18 protein-coding genes are annotated in these 23,303 nt (G+C 46.8%); 10 read left to right on the plus strand and 8 right to left on the minus strand.

All coding sequences use genetic code 11. The annotated features are described in order from the left end of the window. Positions 1–128 precede the first annotated feature (128 nt). The gene (locus ACZ5KY_RS03205; RefSeq protein WP_464242464.1) at positions 129–1,469 is read right to left on the minus strand and encodes a TolC family outer membrane protein; all 1,341 of its coding nucleotides are present in this window, start codon (positions 1,467–1,469) and stop codon (positions 129–131) included. Between the two features lie 158 nt (positions 1,470–1,627). Here ACZ5KY_RS03205 and ACZ5KY_RS03210 point away from each other — a divergent pair, with 158 nt between their 5' ends. Genes ACZ5KY_RS03210 through ACZ5KY_RS03225 form a run of 4 tightly spaced genes read left to right on the plus strand, consistent with a single transcriptional unit; the run spans position 1,628 to position 8,017 of the window. Then, on the plus strand, positions 1,628–3,829 hold the full coding sequence (locus ACZ5KY_RS03210; protein WP_464242465.1) for a type I secretion system permease/ATPase: 2,202 nt from the start codon (positions 1,628–1,630) through the stop codon (positions 3,827–3,829). 10 nt (positions 3,830–3,839) lie between these two features. Then, positions 3,840–5,201 (plus strand): HlyD family type I secretion periplasmic adaptor subunit, encoded by a 1,362-nt coding sequence (locus ACZ5KY_RS03215; protein ID WP_464242466.1) that lies wholly within the window; start codon positions 3,840–3,842, stop codon positions 5,199–5,201. Between the two features lie 3 nt (positions 5,202–5,204). Further along, entirely contained in the window at positions 5,205–5,921 is a 717-nt protein-coding gene (locus ACZ5KY_RS03220; RefSeq protein ID WP_464242467.1) for a transglutaminase-like cysteine peptidase, read from the plus strand. Positions 5,922–5,923: 2 nt separating this feature from the next. Beyond that, positions 5,924–8,017: an HD domain-containing phosphohydrolase gene (locus tag ACZ5KY_RS03225; RefSeq protein WP_464242468.1), complete on the plus strand. Its 2,094-nt coding sequence runs from the start codon at positions 5,924–5,926 to the stop codon at positions 8,015–8,017. Positions 8,018–8,026: 9 nt separating this feature from the next. On the opposite strand, the gene cls is transcribed toward ACZ5KY_RS03225, so the two are convergent. After that, on the minus strand, positions 8,027–9,472 hold the full coding sequence (gene cls, locus ACZ5KY_RS03230; RefSeq protein WP_464242469.1) for a cardiolipin synthase: 1,446 nt from the start codon (positions 9,470–9,472) through the stop codon (positions 8,027–8,029). 277 nt (positions 9,473–9,749) lie between these two features. Here cls and ACZ5KY_RS03235 point away from each other — a divergent pair, with 277 nt between their 5' ends. Beyond that, positions 9,750–11,426: an FAD-dependent oxidoreductase gene (locus ACZ5KY_RS03235; RefSeq protein WP_464242470.1), complete on the plus strand. Its 1,677-nt coding sequence runs from the start codon at positions 9,750–9,752 to the stop codon at positions 11,424–11,426. A 125-nt stretch (positions 11,427–11,551) separates the two neighbouring features. On the opposite strand, the gene uvrA is transcribed toward ACZ5KY_RS03235, so the two are convergent. Next, entirely contained in the window at positions 11,552–14,365 is a 2,814-nt protein-coding gene (gene uvrA, locus ACZ5KY_RS03240) for an excinuclease ABC subunit UvrA (RefSeq protein ID WP_464242471.1), read from the minus strand. Between the two features lie 32 nt (positions 14,366–14,397). Then, positions 14,398–15,414 carry a 4-hydroxythreonine-4-phosphate dehydrogenase PdxA gene (gene pdxA, locus ACZ5KY_RS03245; RefSeq protein ID WP_464242472.1) on the minus strand — a complete coding sequence of 339 codons (1,017 nt, stop codon included), beginning with the start codon at positions 15,412–15,414 and terminating at the stop codon, positions 14,398–14,400. Between the two features lie 146 nt (positions 15,415–15,560). Between pdxA and ACZ5KY_RS03250 the strand changes: the two genes are divergently transcribed. Then, complete coding sequence (locus ACZ5KY_RS03250) at positions 15,561–15,914, plus strand: CidA/LrgA family protein (RefSeq protein WP_464242473.1); 354 nt, start codon at positions 15,561–15,563, stop codon at positions 15,912–15,914. Then, on the plus strand, positions 15,904–16,605 hold the full coding sequence (locus ACZ5KY_RS03255; RefSeq protein WP_464242474.1) for an LrgB family protein: 702 nt from the start codon (positions 15,904–15,906) through the stop codon (positions 16,603–16,605). Before ACZ5KY_RS03250 ends, ACZ5KY_RS03255 begins: the two co-directional genes overlap by 11 nt. Here the strand turns inward: ACZ5KY_RS03255 and ACZ5KY_RS03260 are convergent. The 4 genes from ACZ5KY_RS03260 to ACZ5KY_RS03275 all read right to left on the minus strand — a co-directional run bounded on the left by ACZ5KY_RS03260 (position 16,602) and on the right by ACZ5KY_RS03275 (position 20,839). Further along, positions 16,602–17,837 (minus strand): glycosyltransferase, encoded by a 1,236-nt coding sequence (locus tag ACZ5KY_RS03260; protein ID WP_464242475.1) that lies wholly within the window; start codon positions 17,835–17,837, stop codon positions 16,602–16,604. The genes ACZ5KY_RS03255 and ACZ5KY_RS03260 overlap by 4 nt on opposite strands. A gap of 116 nt (positions 17,838–17,953) precedes the next feature. Further along, a complete protein-coding gene (locus ACZ5KY_RS03265; RefSeq protein ID WP_464242476.1) occupies positions 17,954–18,352 on the minus strand; it encodes a hypothetical protein in 399 nt (132 codons plus the stop codon). A gap of 81 nt (positions 18,353–18,433) precedes the next feature. Continuing rightward, positions 18,434–20,083 carry an L-lactate MFS transporter gene (locus tag ACZ5KY_RS03270; protein ID WP_464242477.1) on the minus strand — a complete coding sequence of 550 codons (1,650 nt, stop codon included), beginning with the start codon at positions 20,081–20,083 and terminating at the stop codon, positions 18,434–18,436. Between the two features lie 390 nt (positions 20,084–20,473). After that, positions 20,474–20,839: a hypothetical protein gene (locus ACZ5KY_RS03275; RefSeq protein WP_464242478.1), complete on the minus strand. Its 366-nt coding sequence runs from the start codon at positions 20,837–20,839 to the stop codon at positions 20,474–20,476. Positions 20,840–21,137: 298 nt separating this feature from the next. On the opposite strand from ACZ5KY_RS03275, the gene ACZ5KY_RS03280 reads away from it, so the two are divergent. From ACZ5KY_RS03280 to ACZ5KY_RS03290, 3 genes are all read left to right on the plus strand, one after another. Next, positions 21,138–21,500, plus strand: coding sequence for a diacylglycerol kinase (locus ACZ5KY_RS03280; protein ID WP_464242479.1), 363 nt, complete (start codon positions 21,138–21,140; stop codon positions 21,498–21,500). Between the two features lie 305 nt (positions 21,501–21,805). Beyond that, positions 21,806–22,132: a hypothetical protein gene (locus ACZ5KY_RS03285; RefSeq protein WP_464242480.1), complete on the plus strand. Its 327-nt coding sequence runs from the start codon at positions 21,806–21,808 to the stop codon at positions 22,130–22,132. A gap of 97 nt (positions 22,133–22,229) precedes the next feature. Continuing rightward, entirely contained in the window at positions 22,230–23,267 is a 1,038-nt protein-coding gene (locus ACZ5KY_RS03290) for a TonB-dependent receptor (protein ID WP_464242481.1), read from the plus strand. Positions 23,268–23,303 lie beyond the last annotated feature (36 nt).

The following is a 23,303-nucleotide window of genomic DNA, read 5'->3' on the forward strand; positions in this document are numbered from 1 at the left end:
TTGTCATATTTATTCTAATTATAGCGTACTTTTCAAATAGAACCACCTTACAAGGACTTATCTCCATTTTGACAAAAAAACGCCCCTGTTTTACACATTTAAACAGGGGCGACTATTAAGTTTATCGTTTATTCAGTGGCTGCGACTTCATACAGCTGAGGGTCGATGCTCAATGTTTCGTTGAGCTGGCCAGCTAGGGCGCGTAATCGACTCGCGGCAACCACTTCATTGACTCTCGTGGTGACCAGTTGGCCTGATGACTGAAATAGCTCATTACGAGCGTCAAGAACATCGAGTAACGTTCTTTGAGAAACTTTAAACTGTTGGAGATAACTATCTAAAGTTTTTTGATTGTAATTTACCGCGTCAGTATAAGCAGCTTTGGTTTCTTGTGCGGCAATATATTGAGCCCAGGTGTTACGCGTTTCTTCAAGAACTTCGACAAGCTGGTTCGCATGAGCAGAAGATGCCTGTGCATGGCGCGATGTAGCGGCTCTTCGTTCATGAGTATCAGCACCACCGTTGAGAAGGTTCCAACGCAAGCGAATCATTGCTTGATGGTTATTTTCGTACGTTTGTGAGCTTTCCACTTCCTCTTCGTAACTTGTTCTCAATTCGAGGTATGTTTTGGGATAAAACTTGGTTTTGACAATGCCTATGCGCTGATTGGCCTCATTCATATTAGCGAGCAAAGCTAAAACCTTTGGATTACCGCACTCAGTTAAATTCAAGGCTTGTTCTAGCGATTCTGGAGCGACGACCGCACCTAAGCGATAGAAAGCAACGCTGTCTACGGGGTGACCAACAACTCGAATATAATTTGCCTCAGCTTGGCGCAAATCACTTTTTGTTTCAGCAACGGACACACGGCTTCGTGCCAATCGCCCTTGAGCTTGAACCACATCAGCACGATTACCAGCGCCACCTTCTCGAAGCTCCTGAAGCATCTCAATAATCTCTTCATGGTCTCGAGCATTTTGTTCTGCCAGCACCAACAATTCCTGTTGACGATAAACTTGCAAGTGAGCAATCACGGCATCTAAAGCGATGGCTTCGGCGTTATCTAACACTCGTTTTTCTGCGGAAACTAACTTTCTTTGTTCTGCGGAAACACGTCGATAGGTTTCACCACCATCATAAAGGAGTTGTGATAGAATAAGGGCAGCTTCACCACGTTGCTGAAAGGTCTCGTCATCGCCGCGCCCACGAGTAATTTCATCATCGTGCGCTTCAGTTCCATAGCCAAGGGTCATATCCAGACGAGGATAATATCCCGACCTAACTTGATTCACTTCATGGGCAATGGCCCGTTGATTGTGTTGCAAAATATCAAGGCGAGGGTTTGTGTTTAATGCTCCATTGACGCTTTCTTGCAATGTCGTTTCCACTGCAACAGCTGGAGAAACCATTATGGCTCCAACCAAAGCGACAATAGAAATCCATAAATAATAGCGACATAAGGATCTCATCTTTAACCTCCATAAAATAATTAATTCTTAAAAAATCTTTGTATTTCTCTCATTATCTCCTACAATATAAATCTAACATGTTTTTTACTTATGCCAAGTGAGGTACAAGCTATTTTTTAGACATCACTTATGAACCCTTACTTCATAATGGATCATCAATGAAAAATACATCATCCTTGCTCCATGAGAGATCAACACCTCCACCACAAAAATCGATGCCATCATTTAAGGCTACTGAGGTCGAGACCACGGTACCTATTCTGCTAAGCCTGTGCACATTATCTAACTTTTTGGGGTTACCTCTCACCCTTGATGTTCTAAAAACAAACCTACCAATGGACAAAGAACCACCCTCTATTGCAGCCTGTTTACGCGCACTCGAACCTCACGGCATCCAAGCACGGAGCTTTCGCCGCCGCCATCTTCAAAAACTACCCAAGTTATCGTTACCCTGCCTATTGCTCCTCAATGAGCAAAACACCTGCCTATTGCTCGACTACACCGACGATCAGGCGACGATTATCTTGGCTGAAAACGATTCAAGCCCACAAACCGTTGCCATAGAAGATCTACAGAAAAACTACACCGGCTATTGTATTTTCGCTCACCTCATCAACCATCTCGATAAACGCGTTGACCCGGGCAAAAACACATCAACAAAACGCTGGTTTTGGGGCACAATTTTAAGGTTTTGGCCCATCTACAAGCACGTATTACTCGCTACGGCTGTCATTAACATTCTTGGTATTGCCGGCCCGCTTTTTGTCATGAATGTCTATGACCGTGTGGTACCCAATAATGCCATTGAAACCCTGTGGGTGCTCGCATTAGGGGTGGCAATTGCCTACTCGTTTGACTTCATTCTCCGCAACTTACGCGGCTACTTTGTTGATATTGCGGGAAAGAATGCCGATGTCATCATTGCCAGTCGCCTCATGCAACAACTTACGAGTATCCGCCTTGACAACAAACCTGAATCAACGGGAACTCTCGCCAACAATTTGCGCGAATTCGAAACATTACGTGAATTTTTTAGCTCAACCACTCTTTTAGCATTGGTCGATATCCCGTTCATCGCCATCTTTATCGCCCTGATTGCCTATATTGGCGGACCACTCGCATGGGCGCCAGCTATCGCTGTGCCAATTGTACTTCTCGTCGGCCTGTCGATTCAAATTCCTTTTCGCCACGTTATCGACAAGGGTTACCGCGAATCTTCGCAAAAGAGCGCACTACTCGTTGAATCCATATTTGGTTTAGAAACAATCAAGACAGCGTTAGCTGGTGGACAGATTCAACACCGCTGGGAGAAACTGGTTGGAGCCAATGCACTCACCAGCAGCCGCATTAAAGGGCTGGCAAACTTTTCACTTTCCTTTTCAATGTTTGCCAATCAATTGGTCGGCGTAGCAATCATCATTGGTGGTGTGTATCAAATTTCAAAAGGGGAAATGACACTGGGTGGCCTAATCGCCTGTAATATTCTAGTCGGCCGCGCCTTATCACCACTGGCAACGGTTGCTGCCATGCTAACTCGGCTACAACAGGCTCGAACTTCTCTTCATGCCCTCGATACGTTGATGAAAATACCCACCGAATCACCCTCAGGGCAGAACTTCATGCACCAACCGAACCTCAGCGGCTCGTTAGCATTTGAAGAGGTTCGCTTTGCCTATCCACAATCTCAAAATTTAGCTTTGCGAGATTTAACCTTAAAAATAAAACCTGGTGAACGTGTAGGCATCATAGGGAGAACGGGTTGTGGGAAAAGTACTCTTGGTCGTTTAGCACTGGGGCTTTACCATCCTGAACAAGGGCGTGTCAGTATTGGTGACATCGATATTCGTCAACTCCACGTTGCTGATCTTCGCAGCCGAATCGGCTACGTTTCACAAGATAACTATCTGTTTTTCGGCAGCATTCGTGACAACATTACGTTTGGCTCACCACAGGCCGATGAGCAAGCGATTTTACGCGCGGCGCAAATTTCTGGCGTTGGTGATTTTATTCATCAACACCCAGCAGGATTTGACTGCCCTGTTGGTGAGCGTGGCCAAGCCCTCTCTGGAGGTCAACGCCAAGCGGTTACTATTGCCAGAGCGTTACTGTCTGATCCGCAAATTTTAATTTTAGATGAACCAACCAGTGCCATGGATAACGGTTCAGAGAAGTTACTCTGCAACCGGCTACAACCTGAACTTGAAGGTAAAACGCTACTGCTATTCACCCACCGCTTTGGCTTGCTCACAATGGTGGACCGCCTGATTGTGATGGATAATGGCCGAATTGTCGCTGATGGTCCCAAGAGAGAAACCCTTGAGGCGTTAAAAAAACACCAAATACACGCAACGGCACCTTAGGAGTCTGTTGATGAAATCTTCACAAGACAATCAACCTTTGAATCGTAAGGAACGTAAACAGCTACGTAACAATATTGATTATGTTGGTGAAGTTGATGCGGCCATTTATCGCACCGGTCATCGCTTTGCCTACGTGATCTCATTTATGATCTGCTTATTGCTGATTACCTTTGTCGCTTGGGCACACATTACCGTTCTTGATGAGGTAACGCGTGGGCAGGGGCAGGTGATCCCATCACAACGTGTCCAAATTATTCAACACCTTGAAGGGGGAATTCTCGAAAAGATTTTGGTGCAGGAGAATCAGATTGTTCAAAAGGGTGATGTTCTCGTTCAAATTCGCAATACACGCGCAGCAAGCCAATATCGCGACTCTGTCAACACCGCCCTGGAACATCAAGCCGCCTTAGCACGTCTCAATGGTGAACTAAACAACACTCAGCCAGAATTTTCGGTTGAAATGCAGCAACAACATCCCTCTCTGGTTGCTGATCAACTACAAATCTTTCAAGCACGGCAACAACAACTGTCCCTTGAAATCAAGGTTCTTCAGTCGCAGTACCAACAAAAACAGTACGAAATCAAAGAACTCTATAGCCGAAAGAGCAAGCTGGAACAAGGACTTAGCTTGGCGCAAGAACAGCGTGACATTGCTAAACCTCTTGTTGATCAGGAACTTTATTCGCGCGTTGAATTTCTATCGTTACAACGCGATGTAACCGCCATGAGTGGTGATCTCGACACCATTAAACTTACCATTCCCCGCATTCGTGAAGCAGCCAATGAAGCGCAACGGCGGATAGGGCAACGTAAAGCGGAATACCGTACGGGCATTCTCAATGAAATTACCAAGCGGCGACTTGAACTCATTTCACTGACAGAAGAGATCACATCGGGAAAAGATCGAGTAGGGCGCACCGATGTTCGCTCCCCCGTTCGCGGCACAATTAAGCAGATCATTGTTAATACGGTTGGTGGTGTCATCCGCTCGGGTGAGCCGATACTTGAAGTGGTTCCGTTAGATGATGCATTGTTGGTTGAAGTTCAAATTCGCCCAGCTGATATCGCCTTCCTCTATCCAGGCCAACCCGCTAAAATAAAATTAACAGCGTACGACTTTTCAATTTACGGCGGATTAGATGGCTATGTTGAGCAAATTAGCGCTGACACCATCATAAATGAACGCCAAGAGAGCTTTTATCGTGTCAAGTTACGTACAAAAAACACCACACTCACCTACCGAGGATCAAACCTTCCAATCATCCCAGGTATGACAGCGAGTGTTGATATTTTAACAGGTAAAAAATCGGTGCTAAGCTACCTGCTCAAGCCCATCATAAAAACAAAACAAACGGCACTGAGAGAGAGGTAGCAGTTGCCACAAAAGTTCATCCATATGGTGTGCTTTACGTTATGGCTTTTGTTTGCCACCGCCCTAAACGGTTGTGCCAATCAGACCGCTACGCCAACCGATCCAGCTCTGAAGAGTACAAAAGAGATTCTATTTGGAACAATCGAGTTTCGTGGCAACCTCAATGTATTGAAAAATTGGCAAAAAATCGCGTCACTCGCTCCAGATCAATTTCAGCAGTTCAGTACTTCAAACGATGAACAAAACCTTCAATCAGCAGCAGCATGGCAAGAGCTTGTGCAACACATTGCAGATTCAACGGCACAACAAAAGGTAGTGGCCATCAATCAATTTTTCAATCGTTGGCCATACCGTCAAGATCAAGACATCTGGCAACGAAATGACTACTGGGCGACGCCTCTCGAATTCTTACGCCATTCAGGCGATTGTGAGGACTACGCCATCTGCAAATATTTTGCTTTACGTTATCTAGGATTTAATGTTGATCAACTACGAATTGTCATACTGCGCGACACCATCCGTTCTATCACCCATGCAGTACTGGCTGTTTATTTAAATAATGATATTCTCATATTAGACAACTTATCGGATCCAGTATTTTCGCACCACCGCTATCAACATTATGTACCGCAATACTCGGTTAACGAACACCACCGTTGGATGCATATTAAGCCGCGCAGCAAAGCATCGCTGCCTCTAGAACGCGCGACAGGAGATTAACCATGGCCGTTACTCCATCATTTGACACACCAGCCACATCGGTACGCTGGATGTCCCACCGTCGTACCATGTGGTTGGCCATCGCCATCATTACGTTTATTTCTCTCGGCTCAATTGTCGGCCCGATGTGGAGCATTAATGAGAAAGAGTTGCAATTCGAAAGCTCATTAAATAAACGCTTAACTCTGGTTGCCAGCAGTCAAGCAAAAGTGATCGAAACATGGTTAGATGGCCTTGTGCATCAAGGTGACCGTATCGTTAAATCCGACCTGTTTCGCCTTTACGCTACCGAAGTTGACCTGATTGAGGGCGATATTTCCTATCTTATTAACCCTAACCATAGCAACACGCAATCTGACCAAGCAGGGTTAATAGCTCAATTGCCAGAACTTCAAAGTCTTTTCATCGAGTTCACCCGCTATACCAATTTCCACTCAGGTCGACTCGTACATCGCAACGGTCAAGCGTATGTTTCTACCGATAATGGTATCAGCCATCTCAGTGCTGAGCAGCAACAACTCAGTCGTCAAGTCATGGCAACCCGCACGCCTCAGTTTTCGACGCTTCAATCAACACCCGCTGGCCTCAGCCTCGATATGGCTCTACCGTTATTTTCCCTAGAGGCCACATCACCCAAACCAGAAGTCGTTGCGGTTGTCATTTTAAGTAAAATTGTTACGGATAAAATCAACCAGCTCCTTGCCGCATCACCATTATCTGAAAATGGTGAACGCGTTTATCTGATCCAAAAAACAACAGTGGGTTTCGCTGTTGTCACCCCGTGGAGCCCGAATCTTATTTCCCCGCTACAACAAGACACTGGTAACGAAATTGACCAGTGGTTAGAATTTAAAAAACGAACATCAATTCAAGGCCCTAACACCGTCTACTCCGTTGCCACCACACTTGATACATTACCCTGGTGGGTCATTGAGGAGGCCGACTACAACACCGCGCGACTAGCTCTTAACCGCCATGCTCGTATTGCATGGAGCATTTCAGCACTTCTAATTATTGTTTTTGCTGTAACATTTAGCGCCATCTGGTTTCAACAAGTGGGATTAAAAAATCGCCAAATCGCTCAGCACTTCCAAACACTGGCAGCCCAAATTGACAATCAACGCAAACTGCTCAACAGTATCAACGATAATATCGGTGATTTTATCAGTCTTAAAGATCTGCGCGGCATCTACCAGTACGTTAACCCGTCGATGATGGAAGCTCTAGGACGTAGCATCGAAGAGGTTTTAACTCATGATGATTACGCAGTCTTTGGCTTTGATACAGCGAAACGGCTTGAGCATTGGGATCAACAAGTGATCGCCACAGGGCAAGAGGTGAACATCCAAGAGACTCTTTATTTCAAATCTCAGCCCCTCCACCTTATTATCTCTAAAGTTCCCCTCACTCAGAGTGATGGAAGTCTGAGTGGCATCATCTCGGTAATGACCAATATTACTGACCTGATTGAAGGTCAAAGACGACACGAAAAGGCGATACTTCGCACAGTGAAAGCGTTAGTGAGTGCCGTTGAACTGAATGATCCCTATTTAGCAGGACACAGCCGCCGCCTACGACTTCTGGGCCGCGAGGCGATCAAACAACTCGGTGGCAATAGCCAACAGCAAACAACGGTCGAAATTGCCGCAAATTTATCCCAAATAGGGAAGATGTTTGTCAACAAAGAGCTTTTATCAGCACAACGACCACTCAATAATGAAGAAAGACTTGAGATCGAACAACACGTCGAGCACGCAGCACGTATCCTACAACCTATCGCTTTCGAATTACCTGTCTCTGATACGGTCTATCAAATGAATGAGCGAATCGATGGCAGCGGCTACCCTCAAGGCCTTCAGGGCGATGCAATCATTCTCCCAGCACGAGTGCTATCCGTAGTGAATAGTTTTTGTGCCATGGTTGAACCACGAGCCTACCGCACCAAGAAAAACAGCGCAGAGGCATTAACAGAACTAGAAGAGATGGGTCAATACTACGATTCACTGGTTGTGGCAGCATTACGTGAGATTGTTGAATCGCCCCTTGGCGAAAAGTTTTTACAGACAAACTACGATGAAAAGTTGCCTGTTGATTGACCAGGAATATTATAAAAATGGGGAAAATAGACGGAAAAAATTATCACGTAATTTTACCAAAACAGGGCGGTTCTCCATCTCATTGAGGGTAATGACCTGAGAGGCTTGCTTCACCGTATCAAAATGGTCGCGTAATTGAGTATTGATCGCATCATCATACACCTCAAGGTTAAACTCAAAGTTGAGTCGTTGACTGCGTGGATCCATATTGGCTGAACCAATTAATGCATAATGATCATCCATCAGCAGCAACTTGCTATGAACAAACGGGCCGGGCTGATAATACAACTTTACCCCATATTCAAGTAACTCCCAAAACGAACCACGACTCGCCCAATGAACATAAGGGAGATTATTTTTTTGCGGCAAGACAATCTCCACCTCAACGCCACGCAACACCGCCGCATTTAATGCTGAAACCACCATTCTATCGGGGATAAAGTAGGGAGTCATAATTGAGACCCGCTGGCGTGCACAATTAAGCGCGCCAACCACAATCCACACAAGCTTTTCATAGGCCTCATTCGGGCCAGCACTTATGCCACGGCACAGGCTATCGCCGCCAGCAACCGCTTCGGGATAACTGCGCCCCTCAAAGGTTTCTTCCGTAGCAAAATTCCAGTCTTCGCGAAATGATTCTTGCATTTGACCCACTACGGGTCCCTCGACCTTAAAGTGAAGATCGACCACCGGACCTGTAGCTAAAACACCCGTTAGTGATGACTTTCCACTATTGTGAACATGGCGTTCACTGATATTCATACCACCTGTAAACGCCAGCGCCCCATCAATCACCAATAGTTTACGATGATTGCGTAAATTAAAATGAAGCCCACGGCGTAAAAAGGTAAATGGCAAGAATCGCGCAACTTTGACCTGTGAACCCTTAAAGAGTCTGTAAGCTCGTGGCCATGAATAAAGACCACCTAAACCATCGATCAACACCCGCACCTCAACGCCACGCTCTGCCGCCAGTTTCAACGCATTAATAAAGCTTTGCCCTGTCTGTCGCGTATCAAAAATATAAGTTGAAAGGGCGACGCTATACCGAGCGCCACCAATGGCTGCTAACATCTCAGGATAGGCCTGATCGCCATTAAATAACGGCTGCACGCGATTACCACTAATCAATGGTCGCCGCGTCACCCGATCGGATAGTTGACGCAGTAATTGGTAGTTTTGTGTTTGATAGGGTGGGGTGAGGGGAGCCGCAACCTCTTGCGTCGCTACAGTGGAATGAATACCACGACCGCAATCTTGCCAACTTCGCGCTCGGTTACGAATTCTATTGAGGCCAAGCAGCACATACAGCAGTGCGCCAATTCCCGGCAAACCGATGCATACCGCAATCCAACCTAAAGCAGAGCGAGGATCACGCTTGTACAGCAGTACATGGATCGCTGCTAAAGAAGAGATAAAATAGATTATGATGATCCAAAAAAGTTCTATCATCATTGTCCCCCTATACGGATTACCAACTTTTTAACGCTAGCAGATCAAGCAACAAAAACAATAAAAAACATCTATAAATTCAAAACCCTACCAATTATTCATATAATTTCTGTAAAAATCGTTCGTTATGTTTTGTAAATATACACGGTTGGCGCTGGCATACAACACGTATTCAGTATATGCTTTTGTCCTTTATATTATGCTGATATTCAAGGGTGTTGCCCGACATAAGCCCAATACAGCTCTGAGATTTTAATTATCTTGTTAGGAGAAAGATAACATGGAAACACGTAATATTGTTGTCATTGGCGGAGTCGCTGCGGGGATGAAAACAGCGTGCCGTTTGAGACGTTTAGACGCACACGCCAATATCACCGTTATTGATCGCACCAAAGAGATCTCCTACGGGGCATGCCCACTGCCATATTATATTGAAGGACTTTACGAAGATCTCAACGAAGTGCGCAAAACACCAGCGGGTGTGCTACGTGATGAATCATTCTTTAGCAAGGTGAAGGGTTTCCTCACCCTCACCCGCACCGAAGCGAACGCCATCAACCGGGAACAACAGACCGTGACCGTACGCAACCTCGATTCCGGTGAGACACAAACTCTTCCTTACGACACTCTGGTGATGGCCACAGGAAATACGCCCATTCTACCCCCTATCCCCGGCATTGATCTAAACGGTGTCCTACCACTGAAAACAATGGATCACGCAGCTCAGATCGATCAACTTGCTAAAACAGCTAAAAATGCTGTGATTGTCGGTGCTGGTTTAATCGGCCTTGAAGTGGCTGAAGCCTTGGTTCATCGTGGCATCAACGTCACCCTGTTGGAGATGAAAGACCAAGTGATGGCGACGGCATTGGATTTTAGCACCGCTGCTTTGGTTCACCGTGAACTGCGCAACAAAGGGGTCAACCTTCGTCTTGCGGAACCACTGCAACGCATTGAAGGTGATGGTACGGTAGAGCGCGTCATCACCGATCAAGGCAGCTACGATGCCGATCTTGTATTGATGGCGATTGGCGTGCGCCCTGTTGTCGATCTGGCCCGCGATGCAGGCGTTGAGCTTGGAACCACCGGTGCGATTGCCGTAAATGACCAGATGCAAACCAGTGATCCCGCTATTTATGCCGTTGGCGACTGTGTTGAATCCACCGACATCATCACTGGTAAAAAAGTCTATATTCCTCTCGGCTCCACTGCTAACAAACATGGCCGCGTGGCGGCAAATAATATTTGTGGACAAACAGAACACTTTCCCGGCATTCTCGGCTCCTTAGCAGTCAAGGTGTTTGATTTTAATATTGGCCGTACTGGACTCAGTGCTGAAGACGCTCAACTACACGGATATGACTCCATCAGCCACACCTCATCATCGCCCGACAAAACCCACCTATACCCCGACTGCAAATCGATCACCATCAAACTTATTGCCGATCGTAAAACACGTAAACTCCTCGGCGCACAAGTGGTTGGAACAGGTGTCGTTGACAAACGTATTGACGTAATCGTCACAGCACTAAGCCTTGGAGGCACCATCGATCAACTGGCACAATTTGACCTCTGTTATGCTCCACCGTTCGCTGGGGCGATGGACGCCATCATCCAAGCCGCCAACGCCTTGCGCAACAAGCTCGACGGCATGGCCGACAGCATGAGCCCATGCGAAGCCTACCAGCGCATTCAACAAGGGGAGGACCTTCTACTACTCGACGTTCGCTCACCTGCCGAATACGAAGAGATTCGCATCCCTGGGGCAAAACTGATTCCCCTTGGCGCACTCCGCACCCGCCTCGATGAGATCCCCAAAGACCGCGTGGTCGTGCCCTTTTGCAAAGTGAGTTTGCGCGGCTTTGAAGCACAAGTGATTCTACAGCAAGCAGGCTTCACTAACATCTGCTACATGGAAGGTGGCGTGCTAGGCTGGCCGTATGACTACGAGCAGTAATTTTATGCTAAAAGCAATGAGGGCCAGAGAAATTATCTCTGGCCCTCATTAATCATCAGTGTTTCAGATCATTCCCATTCAATCTGCCAATCAAGCCTCCCAACAAAACATATCCGCTATCACCATCACAGATCCAAATAAGCCCGCAAATAGCGTCCAGTATGGGAAATACTATTCAGCGCCACCTGTTCTGGCGTACCACAGGCCACAATCGTTCCACCACCACTACCCCCTTCGGGGCCAAGGTCAATGACATGATCGGCGGTTTTAATGACATCGAGATTATGCTCAATGATGATGACACTATTACCGGTTTCAACCAACCGGTGCAGTACTTCCATTAGCTTGCGAATATCATCAAAATGCAACCCAGTGGTCGGTTCATCGAGAATATAAACCGTTCGCCCTGTGGCGCGTTTACCTAATTCTTTGGCCAACTTCACCCGTTGCGCTTCACCGCCTGAAAGGGTCGTCGCACTTTGACCGAGCTTGATATAGCCCAAGCCGACATCACGCACCGTTTGCAGCTTGGTATGAATACGCGGAATATTCTCTAGGAATTTACTCGCTTGATTAACCGTCATGTTCAACAAATCGGCAATACTTTTCCCTTTGTAGTGCACCTGAAGGGTTTCACGGTTATAACGGCTACCGCCACACACCTCACATTGCACATACACATCGGGAAGGAAGTGCATCTCGATTTTCAACACCCCATCGCCACTACAGGCTTCGCAACGACCACCTTTGACGTTAAAGGAGAAGCGACCCGCTTTATAGCCACGAATTTTTGATTCGGGTAGCTGGGCAAACAGGTCACGAATGTCAGAAAACACCCCCGTATAGGTGGCAGGGTTAGAACGCGGTGTGCGACCAATCGGCGATTGATCAATATCCACCACCTTATCGAGATACTCCATACCGGTAATGCTTTTTAACTTACCCGCTTTTTGGCGACTACGATTCAACTGCTGCGCCAAACTACGGTATAAGGTATCGATCACCAATGTCGATTTACCTGAACCAGAAACCCCCGTCACGCAGGTCATCACACCAAGGGGGAATTTCACTGCCACCTGTTGCAGGTTATTACCCTCGGCGCCAACAATCTCTAGCCAACGTTCGCTGGTGCGGCGCTTGGCAGGAACCGGCACTTCAAGATCACCATTAATGTAGCGACCAGTCAACGACAGTGGATTTTCAATTACCTGTTTCGGGGTTCCCTGGGCGACCACCTCGCCACCATGCACTCCGGCAGCGGGGCCCATATCGAGAACGTAATCGGCCTCCATAATGGTCTCTTCATCATGCTCAACCACCAGCACCGTATTACCCAAATCGCGCAAGTGAACGAGGGTTTCGAGCAAACGGCGGTTGTCGCGTTGATGAAGTCCAATCGATGGCTCATCAAGAATGTACAAAACGCCCATCAGTGATGACCCGATTTGAGTGGCCAGACGAATTCGTTGCCCCTCTCCTCCCGATAGCGTTCCTGCTGCGCGATTAAGGGTTAAGTAATCGAGCCCAACTTGGGATAAAAAGCCTAACCGTTCGCGAATCTCTTTGAGAATTCGTTCGCCAATGGCGGCATCTTTTGCACTAAGTTGCAATTGTTCAAAAAACTGCTGTGCTTCACCAATCGACAACTCACACAGAGCGTAAATGCTTTGCTTATCGACTTTTACATGCAACGATTCTGGCCGTAAGCGCGCACCATCACAACTTGGGCACGGCATAATATCCATAAATTGCTCAAGTTTTTCACGCATCGAGTCGCTATCGCTATCGTGATAACGGCGCTGCAAGTTAGGGATAACACCCTCAAAAACCTTATGGTAATAGTGACGACGGTCGCCTTGATCGTAATAAAATTGCACCTCTTCGGTGCCCGAACCGTACATCAATGTCTGTTTAATATTATCGGGTAATTTACGGTAAGGGATCGTCACATCAAACTGATAATGCTTCGCCAAAGATTCAAGAAGTTGCTGATAATAAAACCCTTTACGAGTCACCCACGGGGCAATAGCACCCTCGCGCAGGGTCAAATCGTGATGGGGAACCACCTGATCAGGGTCAAAATAGTTGCGCGTGCCGAGCCCCGAACAATCGGGGCAAGCGCCATGCGGATTGTTAAATGAAAACATCCGTGGCTCCACCTCAGCATAAGAGATACCGCAATCGACACAAGCATGTTTTTCAGAGAAGTTATGACACTCGCCGGCTAAATCTTGCACCATCACCAAGCCGTCACCGAGTTTTAACGCGGTTTCGAGCGAATCGGCCAAACGACCCTCAATCCCCTCTTTAACCACCAAGCGATCAACAACCACCTCGATGGTGTGCTTCTTCTTTTTATCCAGTTCGGGTGTTTCAGCTAGTTCAAACAGCTCACCATCAATACGCACACGCACGTAGCCATCGGCCTGCAGTTGGAGTAACTCTTTGCGGTATTCCCCTTTACGCCCTTTAACCAGCGGCGCCAACACCAATAATTTGGTGCGCTCGGGAAAACTCATCACCCGATCAACAATCTGCTGTACCGTTTGCGCGGCAATTTCAAGGCCGCAATGATGGCAATAGACTTTGCCGATTCGGGCAAACAACAAACGCAAATAGTCGTAAATTTCGGTAACAGTTCCCACCGTTGAACGCGGGTTTTTTGAGGTGGTTTTTTGCTCAATGGAGATTGCCGGCGATAAACCGTCAATGCTATCGACATCGGGCTTCTCCATCTGCTCTAAAAATTGACGCGCATAGGAGGATAAACTCTCAACATAACGCCGCTGGCCCTCGGCGTAGATGGTATCAAAGGCGAGGGTGGATTTACCCGAACCTGAAACACCGGTGATCACCACCAGCTTGTCGCGCGGAATTTCGACATCTATATTTTTCAGATTATGCTCGCGAGCACCTTTAACAATTATTTTATCTATCATGGTTTTCACCTTTGCTGAGTTTTACGCAAAAATCATTGCTGGTCTGAACCACTCATTTCAATGGCCATCTGCACCGCGGCCACCAAGCTCTCAGCGCTGCTACGTCCCGTTCCGGCGAGATCATACGCCGTACCGTGATCGACGGAGGTGCGAATAATCGGCAAGCCAAGAGTGACGTTAACGCCATCATCAAAATGGAGCAACTTGAGGGGAATGAGCCCCTGATCGTGATACATGCACACCACGGCATCATACTCACCCTGCACAGCAAAATGGAACAAGGTGTCGGCGCTGTGGGGGCCGCTGACATCCATCCCCGCTGCTTTGGCGCGGGCAATGGCTGGGGCAATAATACGTTGCTCCTCATCGCCAAACATCCCCCCTTCACCCGCATGGGGATTAAGGGCTAATACAGCGATTCGTGGTGCATGGGAGGTAAAATGTTGGCGAAAGGCGGCATCGGTAACGCGTAGAGTGGCATCGATCTCTTCCGCTGTCACCGCCGAAGGCACGTCGCGTAAGGCGAGGTGGGTGGTGACTAAACACACCTTGAGCCGCGAACCGCCAAGCATCATCACCACTTTATCAACGCCGCAGCGCTCGGCCAACAGTTCAGTATGTCCAGGAAATTCACAGCCCGCCGCACGAATGGCCTCTTTTTGAATCGGCGCGGTGATCATAGCGCGGCCTTGACCTGTACGGCACCGCTCGCAGGCCCACTCAATATAATCGAGCATCGCCTTACCGCAAGCTGGCGAAATCTGACCAAAAGGGATCTTCTCTGGATTGAGATTCGATAACGGCTGTACGCGCAACTGCCGTGGCCCAACAACGAGGACAACTTCGCCATCATCGCCCGTTCGACGCGAAGCCTCGACGTTAAAAACCTTCGCCGCACGCTGCAATATCGCCACATCGCCAGCGACAACAATTTGATCAAGAAGTGCGTCAAACTGCCCATCGATCAGCGCTTTAATAATAATTTCAGGGCCAATCCCCGCAGGGTCGCCCATGGTAATAATATAAGGTTGTTCCATTTCAGTTACCATCCAGCCACCATCCTTTGAATCACTACAAAAAATTGATTGATAACTATAGCACACATCGACCTTTTTATGGTTTAGCAAAGCTAATCAACGGTATATAGTGTTGAAATTATCGACAAATAACTAAGTAGTTCATGCAGGAGTTCACAATGATCCGCGGATTCGCAATTCTCTTTAGTTTACAAACGTTAGGTGAGCTATTGTCACAATGGCTTGACTTACCGTTACCCGGCAGTGTGGTGGGGATGGTGTTGATGCTGGCTGGTTTGCGCTTCGGCCTCATCCAATTAGAGTGGGTAACCGATGCAGCATCTCTCCTGTTAAATAATCTTACGATGCTATTTGTTCCTGCCGGTGTCGGGGTGATGGTCTATTTTGATCTGATTGAACAACAGTGGTTACCGCTGCTGGTTGCTACAGTAGTCAGTACCTTAGCGGTTCTCGCTGCAACGGGGCTGACATCGAAATGGCTTACGAAAACAGGGGGCTGCAATGACCAATAGCCTGCTGTCATCGCCACTGTTCGGCATCACTCTAACGTTGATCACCTTTCAGCTTGCCGCCGTTTTGCATAAGCGTTTCCAATACACCGTATTGAATCCAGCTATTGTTTCGATTGTGTCAGTGATTGTTATTTTAAAACAATGCAATATCTCGTATGAGGATTATTCTGTAGGTGGTGATATTATTTTATTTCTCCTTGGCCCGTCGGTGGTGGCCTTAGGTGTGCCGCTCTACCAACGCCGTGCCGAGGTGATGCAGCGACTGATACCTATTTTTTCAGGAATTACCGCAGGGTCAATTGTCTCCATCATTACCGCTTCAGGAATTATTTTATTGATGGGTGGCAGTGAGCAATTAGCGCTGACTGTGGCGCCAAAATCGGTAACCACTCCGATTGCTATCGGTATCGCGACAAAATTTGGTGGCATCGTGCCATTAACAGCAGCAATGGTGGTAGCGACAGGCTGTTTTGGGGCGGTGATTGGTCCGTCTTTTTGCCGCATGTTAGGAATCAACGATCCGGCATCAATGGGATTGGCGATGGGAACCGCAGCGCATGGAATTGGTACGGGCCGCATGCTTGAGATCGATCTACTCGGTGGGGCGATTGCGGGGTTAGCCATTGGCCTCAGTGGAATGATCACTGCGCTACTGATGCCACTACTTACTATGGTTCTGAGTGTTAACTAAACCTGCTTGCGTAAGGCGGCTAACCATTGTTCAGCATTTTCGCCACACTCAATAGCGGTTAAATTCAATAGACTCGGCACATGTTCGGCCGCCTCAGCGACGGGATACGCTTGATCACTCAGAGCGTGGATCAAACGCATGGTTTTTAAACCATCAAACCATTCGTGAAACGCCCGTTGTCGTCGTGTTACATCTTTATGGGTCGTACAGATTCTCTGCCATGTTGCGACAAACTTCTCCTGTTTGAGAAAGTCCTGCAACACCGAACAGATCTCACCAGCCTGAAAGAGTAGGGCATCCGCGTCAGCACTCTGTTCGCGTTTAACAAGGGTTAGCCATTGCCGCAACACTTGATAGCACTGTGGCGCATAGAAACGCTGCGAGGCAGCGCTATCCGAACTCAGTTCGAGTACCACCTGTCCGGTACCAAAGGGAGTGCGCTGCGACACGCGCGAATCTGGGGCAACAACGGTGCCACGTACATGGCCAACACCACTGGTTTTCGCCAGTTGTTGCATAAAGTAAAAATCTTCACCAGCAAGACGGCAATTCATCCCCCCTGCTTTAATATAGGCCTCACGCGTACTGACCATAGTGCTACCGATGGTGTGGTAACCATAAGGTGATCCTGCGTGCTGCAAACCAAGCACGTGACTGCGCAAATACAGTTCATAAAGGGTGATTGCCTGATGATGGTCTGGATCACCACTGGGTTGATGACAGTAGGGGATCACAGCACCACCAAACGGTGCATTTTTGAATGAAGCGCCAATGGCTGCCATGTAGTTACCATCAACAATGGTATCGGCATCGAGGTGGATCAGTTGCCCACCGCGACTCAATAGGGGCAGGGTCAAATCACTTCCGATTTTACGCGCCATGCCCACACCACCAGTTTTCAACGGAAGTTCGCGCCCCTGAGAGGTGGCATCCACCCAGGCCAAACGTAATTCACCAAAAGAGCGTCCTTGGCGAAGTTCATTGAGATCTTGTTTGTTTTGCTCAATCAATTCAGCGTGGCAATCAGAACGAGAGTTGATCACCACCACCACAACGCAGTGGCCTAATACATCAACAGGATTGGTTGCTAAGCTCTCAAGCGTTGCCCACAACTGCTCCCCTTCACCCAGCGCTGGAATAACTACCGCTTGTTGACATGCATGAGTATCGCCTTCAAGGGTCCACGGCCCATCGAGTAGTTTCTTGCGTTGATAATCCTGATACGCTTTCATTTTGACTCGTTTCAACAAACAAAAAAGGATGATCTTAAACGACAAAAGCCGTCCTCCAACGGAGAACGGCTTTAATTAATCATGCTTACAACCACAATGCAATGGCTGGGTGAGAATTACACGGCCAACTCTAATTGTTGCAATTGAGCGGGTGAAGTAAGCTTTTGACTCAGTGATGGATCAAGTTGATCAGCAAAACAGGATGTATGGCTATCTGCAACGACGAGAAGATCGAAATCAGCCGCTTGATCGAGAGTTGCCTGAACCAGGTTACCACAATCAGCAACAAGATATTCAACAGGTACGCCATGGCCATTGGCCTTGTCAACCTGCAGAGCTAACTCATCTACTGAGTAGAGATAATGGCGGGTGCAGTTGTCATTATCGCATTGACCGTTCACTTGAAGGACCGTCAACTGTGCTTCATGACGATAAGCAAGATCAAGAGCTGCGTGCAATGCTTCCGTATCGCGATCAGGATTTGAGTAACTCAACATGATGTTCTGGTAATCCATAATTCCCCCTAGAAATAGTTATGGATGGTTGCCATCAACCATCCATAACTCTATGAATCAAACTGTAACGTCTTGAGTAATTTAGTTCTCGATGAGATCTTCCTCTTCGTACTCCTCGGTGTCCATAACAGGCGCTGCTGCGGTAGCAGTAACTGCTTTTTTGGCACGCAGAGTTAACGACAGAGCTGAACCTGCGAGCAACATGACCGCTGCGCATTTAAAGGACAGGTTGAAGTTACCAGTATTAACAACCATCATTTGTGAAACACGTACCAGAACGAATGCACCCACACCCCAAGCACTGAACAGAATACCGTAGTTCATGCCAAGGTTTTTAGCACCCCAAAGGTCTTTAGCAAATGAAGGGAAGAGTGAGAGGTTGGTACCGTAGTTGAACACCATGAAGGTAACAAGCAATACAACCAATACTGGGCTGCTGTCAGTACTGCCAAGAACAGGGATGGCAGCAAACATCAACAATGCTTGAAAAGCGAGCATGAAGGTTAGGGTGTTTGCGCGGCCCACTTTATCAGAAACGATACCCGCAATCAGACGACCCGCAGCGTTACCCACTGACATGATAGCAACAACAAGGAAAGCCATCTCGCCCATACTTGCCTTTGCCAAACCTTTTGCACTACCGATAACCATCAGACCAGCACCCGCACCAACAAAGAAGCAGGTCCAGAGGATGTAGAATTTAGATGTTTTCAAAACCTGACCCGCAGTCATGTCAACACTCGTGCTTGCCGCGGCTACGGCAGGTGTACCAGCAGGAACAAAACCTTCAGGTGGATTTTCAATGAATAAACCAAGAACACTGACAACGATAGCAAACGCAACACCGAAAATGAACATCGACTGTTGTAGCCCTTGAGTTGCCAACAATGTTTTTGCTAAAGGAGCAATGTAGATCGAAGCAAGACCGAAACCTGAAACGACGATACCAGCAATCAAACCTGTCTTAGCAGGAGAGAACCACTTCAGTGCAGGAGGGGTGGTTGCTGAATAACCAAAACCAATACCCATACCCGCCATGATGCCAAAGCCAGCGATCCATGACCAGTAGTCCGTTGTTTGTGAGATCCAAATAAAACCAGCACCAACCATTAGACCACCGAGAACGCAGGTCACCTTAGGGCCATATTTTTGTTGTAACTTACCAGCGATAATCATTGATACAGCAAATGCTAAACACGCAACCGCATATGGATCATTAATTGAAGACTTATCCCAATTAAATGCCCCTGGACCGCCTGCTGCGATTGAATCAGCGATAGCGCCCTTAAAAATACTCCAAGTATAGAGGATGCCCAGTGCTAAGTTGATACCTGTTGCGGCGATAACGACCTGCAACCCTTTGTTCTTGATTTGCTGTGCCATGGTTTGTTTCTCCTGTGAGTAATTAGTATCTGCATTATATTGGGCCGTAACATCTTTAAGTTGAAATGCGCTTGGCCACTTAACTTTAAAAGGGGCAACAACGGGCTTCGTTGCGACAGTGTGACCCCCCTCTACCATTTGTTTTCGTGTAACAGTTGGCTCCAACTGATGTTGGCAGTGCTCTGCTGGGTACTTCATCTCTAATTGTTGATACTTTGAACATTCCGTATAACGTCGATCGCAATAGGAGATAATCATTTTGACATCGTGGGTCGAAATATGACCGCAACCAACATCACACTTATTTTCATCTTGACGAAAAAACGGGCAAACACCTTGATCGGGCATAACCACCTCAGTTAAATATAACGATGTGACCTACAGAGACGTTACCTAGTAGTAATAGCAACCTGTATACCAACATTTAAAAAATGGATTTTTTTTAAATATAAACGAATAATAACGACAGGTTAACCGGTAATTTTATTGTGATTTACTGAGTTCGTAATCTGAGCGGATTTGCACTTTTGCACATTTGTAGTGGAATTGAATAACAAGAGGGGGCAGCACAGTACAATCTAAGCGTATACGGGTGAAATGTGGCAGAGGCAGGGATTAAACGGGTTTACAGACGATATAGCCGGAAATATAAAACCCTGTTTTGCATATTTGTGATGCGAAACAGGGTTAATTTGCATTTTTGCGAAATTGAGAGGCTAAACTAGGCGTAAAAGAAACTTAAGGGATTAAACCACTATCACACAACTGGTGAGTTATGCGGAAAAGGTAAGTATCTTCAAGAGATACGCCAAACGGAACTAACAGCATCAACGACACAACCATTAAAACAAACATACCAATCACCCAACTGAGCAATTGAACGTCCATCCCTTGATGTTTCTCTTCCTCTTCCTTACCCTGACCTGCGCGAATACGTTTGGCAATCTTTCTCATGATCCGCCCAGAACTTAAAAACATCACGGCCGAGATGGCGAATTGCGGCATTACATTTAGTGAAAAATTCCCTGATGACAGCATGATAGCGTAAAAACCCATGGCACACAGGCCAAACAAGGTCATCAATTTACTCAGCTTTGTATACACAGCAACCTCCTCACAACACACCCAGGTTCCAACGAACAACATAAACACTATAACCATTCCGTACCAACTTGACAACGGAAGTTAGCAACGCTGCATTCAATCAACTCAGAGAATCGCAATACACTTGTATTCCCTTTGATACATCAATGCACATTACCAGCCAAACCATGTTTTACATTTTCTACTCGATATGATTGACAGTGGTGATTTAATTATTTCTTCTAACCGCAGCCATTATGGTAATCTTACCAACATCAAATTCACGATTACACCACTACAAAAAGAATGGAAAAACGTCATGGTTAAGAATACAGGAGTGAAACGAATTGTTCTGGCCTTTGGCTACTCACTGGCGGGACTTCGATCGGCGTTTAAGAATGAAGCGGCGTTTCGCCAAGAACTTCTGCTGGCAGTCATCCTCCTCCCTTTGCTTTTTTTGTTCGATATCGATATAACGCAACGACTTATTATGGTGGCAACGTTAATACTAGTCCTCATTGTTGAACTGATAAATTCTGCAATTGAAGCGATCGTTGATCGAATTGGTACAGAGCATCATGAACTTTCAGGGCGCGCTAAAGATATCGGCTCTGCTGCGGTACTTGTCAGCTTATTCCTCATGACCTACGTCTGGGGCACTGTCCTATGGAGCCATCTCTAACCCTCTCCACCGTTTTCCATTTAAGACACGACACGCGCGCTCCCATAATTCTCCGTTCATTCTCGTCATGAAATATCAGGTCCCCCCCCCCTCCTAGTTCGACAAAACTGTCGACCAGATCCCAGATTTGTCGACCACCCAGCCTCGACTCAACAAGCACTAAAGACGCTAAGCACCCAGAATCATTCATATTTAATTTAACCTTTCGATTGGCACAGCCATTGCTCTATAGGTAAGTACAAACACAGCGCTGATTAAATTTTAACTGTACGTACTTCACCTTACTTGTCACGAAAGGACAAAACATGAAAACAACACTCACAAAATTAGCTGTCGCAACTCTTACACTCGCTCTCTTTGCCCTACCTGCACACGTTGAGGCATCTCAATTTCGCGGAGCCGATGGTGGCACGTGCTTAAACATGATTGACACCAATGACGACGGCATTGGCGATACTCGCCCTGAACCAGGTACAGGGGTTGGCGCAGCGGCAACAAACTTTGTTGATAGCGACGATAACGGACTATGCGACACCTATGAGGCTGGCGGCCAACAACTACTAGACGGTTCAGGTTCTCTTGATGCAACCGCTACTCGTGTTCAAACTCGTGCTCAGCGCGGTCGGAATTAAGCCAACCCAGTTTAACGTGCCCATGTTAGTGAAAACATTCACTAACATGGGTTTCCTTTTTTGATAACCTGCCACCATAAACTGGATATCACACTCTATGAAGCTGCCCTTATTTATCGGACTTTTTGCCTCACTATTTTCCTTCACTACCCCCTGTTTCGCAGACTCAACAAGTAGTAACTGGCCCGAGATTCTTCGAGCAACACCTCTTATGGAATTTAGCAAAGGGATTGAGATAAGCACGCACTATAGTTGGCTAGACGAAACAGAGTTTATTCCCGAAATCGATGCCGATGCCTATCAATGGAAAGAGCGCAGTACTACCGTGGAGGTTGCTAAAACATTTCAATCTGGGAGATTTGGTTTCGGCTACAGTGAAGGAACCATCAAGCAGGAAAATGAACAATTCAACGATACTGACTTTGCCTTAGAACGAACAGCTCTTTTCATTTTAGCTGATTGGAAATTTTCACCACAGATTACTGCTTATACAAAAATTCGCTTTGAAAGCTTTAGCAATGATGGCAATTCCGGGTTTTATCAACTCGATGAAGATAAAGATTTATGGACAGGTTATGGTTCATTGCGCTATTCCGACATGCAATGGTGGCTTAATTTAAGTTATGCGCGTAACCGTGATCCTGAACCGATTTATGATGCAATTAATGACCGTGTTGATCTCGATATCAGTGCGCAAGAATTAGTCGGTTTGACTGTTGGTAAAATGTGGACTCCACAATGGGAAACCGCTGTTGGCTTGTATTATGAAGCGTATGGTTCAACACGACCTGACCAACTCAACTACACCGCCGAGTTGACTCATAAACCACTCTGGCTTGCAGGATTACAAACCGCTCTCGGTGTCGGTTACTACACCGAAGAGCAAGATACTTTGATTAACTTATGCCTGCGCTACCAAAAACAGGTCAGCTCAGATCTAACATTTCAAATTGAATACCAACTTGAATACTCAGATGATGAACAATCAATATTGAATCAAGGTCAACTGGTCGCTCGATATAGAATCACCCCCCACTGGACCGCCCGTGCCAGCCTTGAATACAGTCAAGAAACAGGCGATGATGAGGACAAAAGCCTCTACGCTGTAGCTCAACTCTCATACCGTATGTTCTAATAAAAATGGCCCATATTACATTTTAAGTAACATGGG

Source organism: Desulfuromonas svalbardensis (assembly GCF_055389415.1).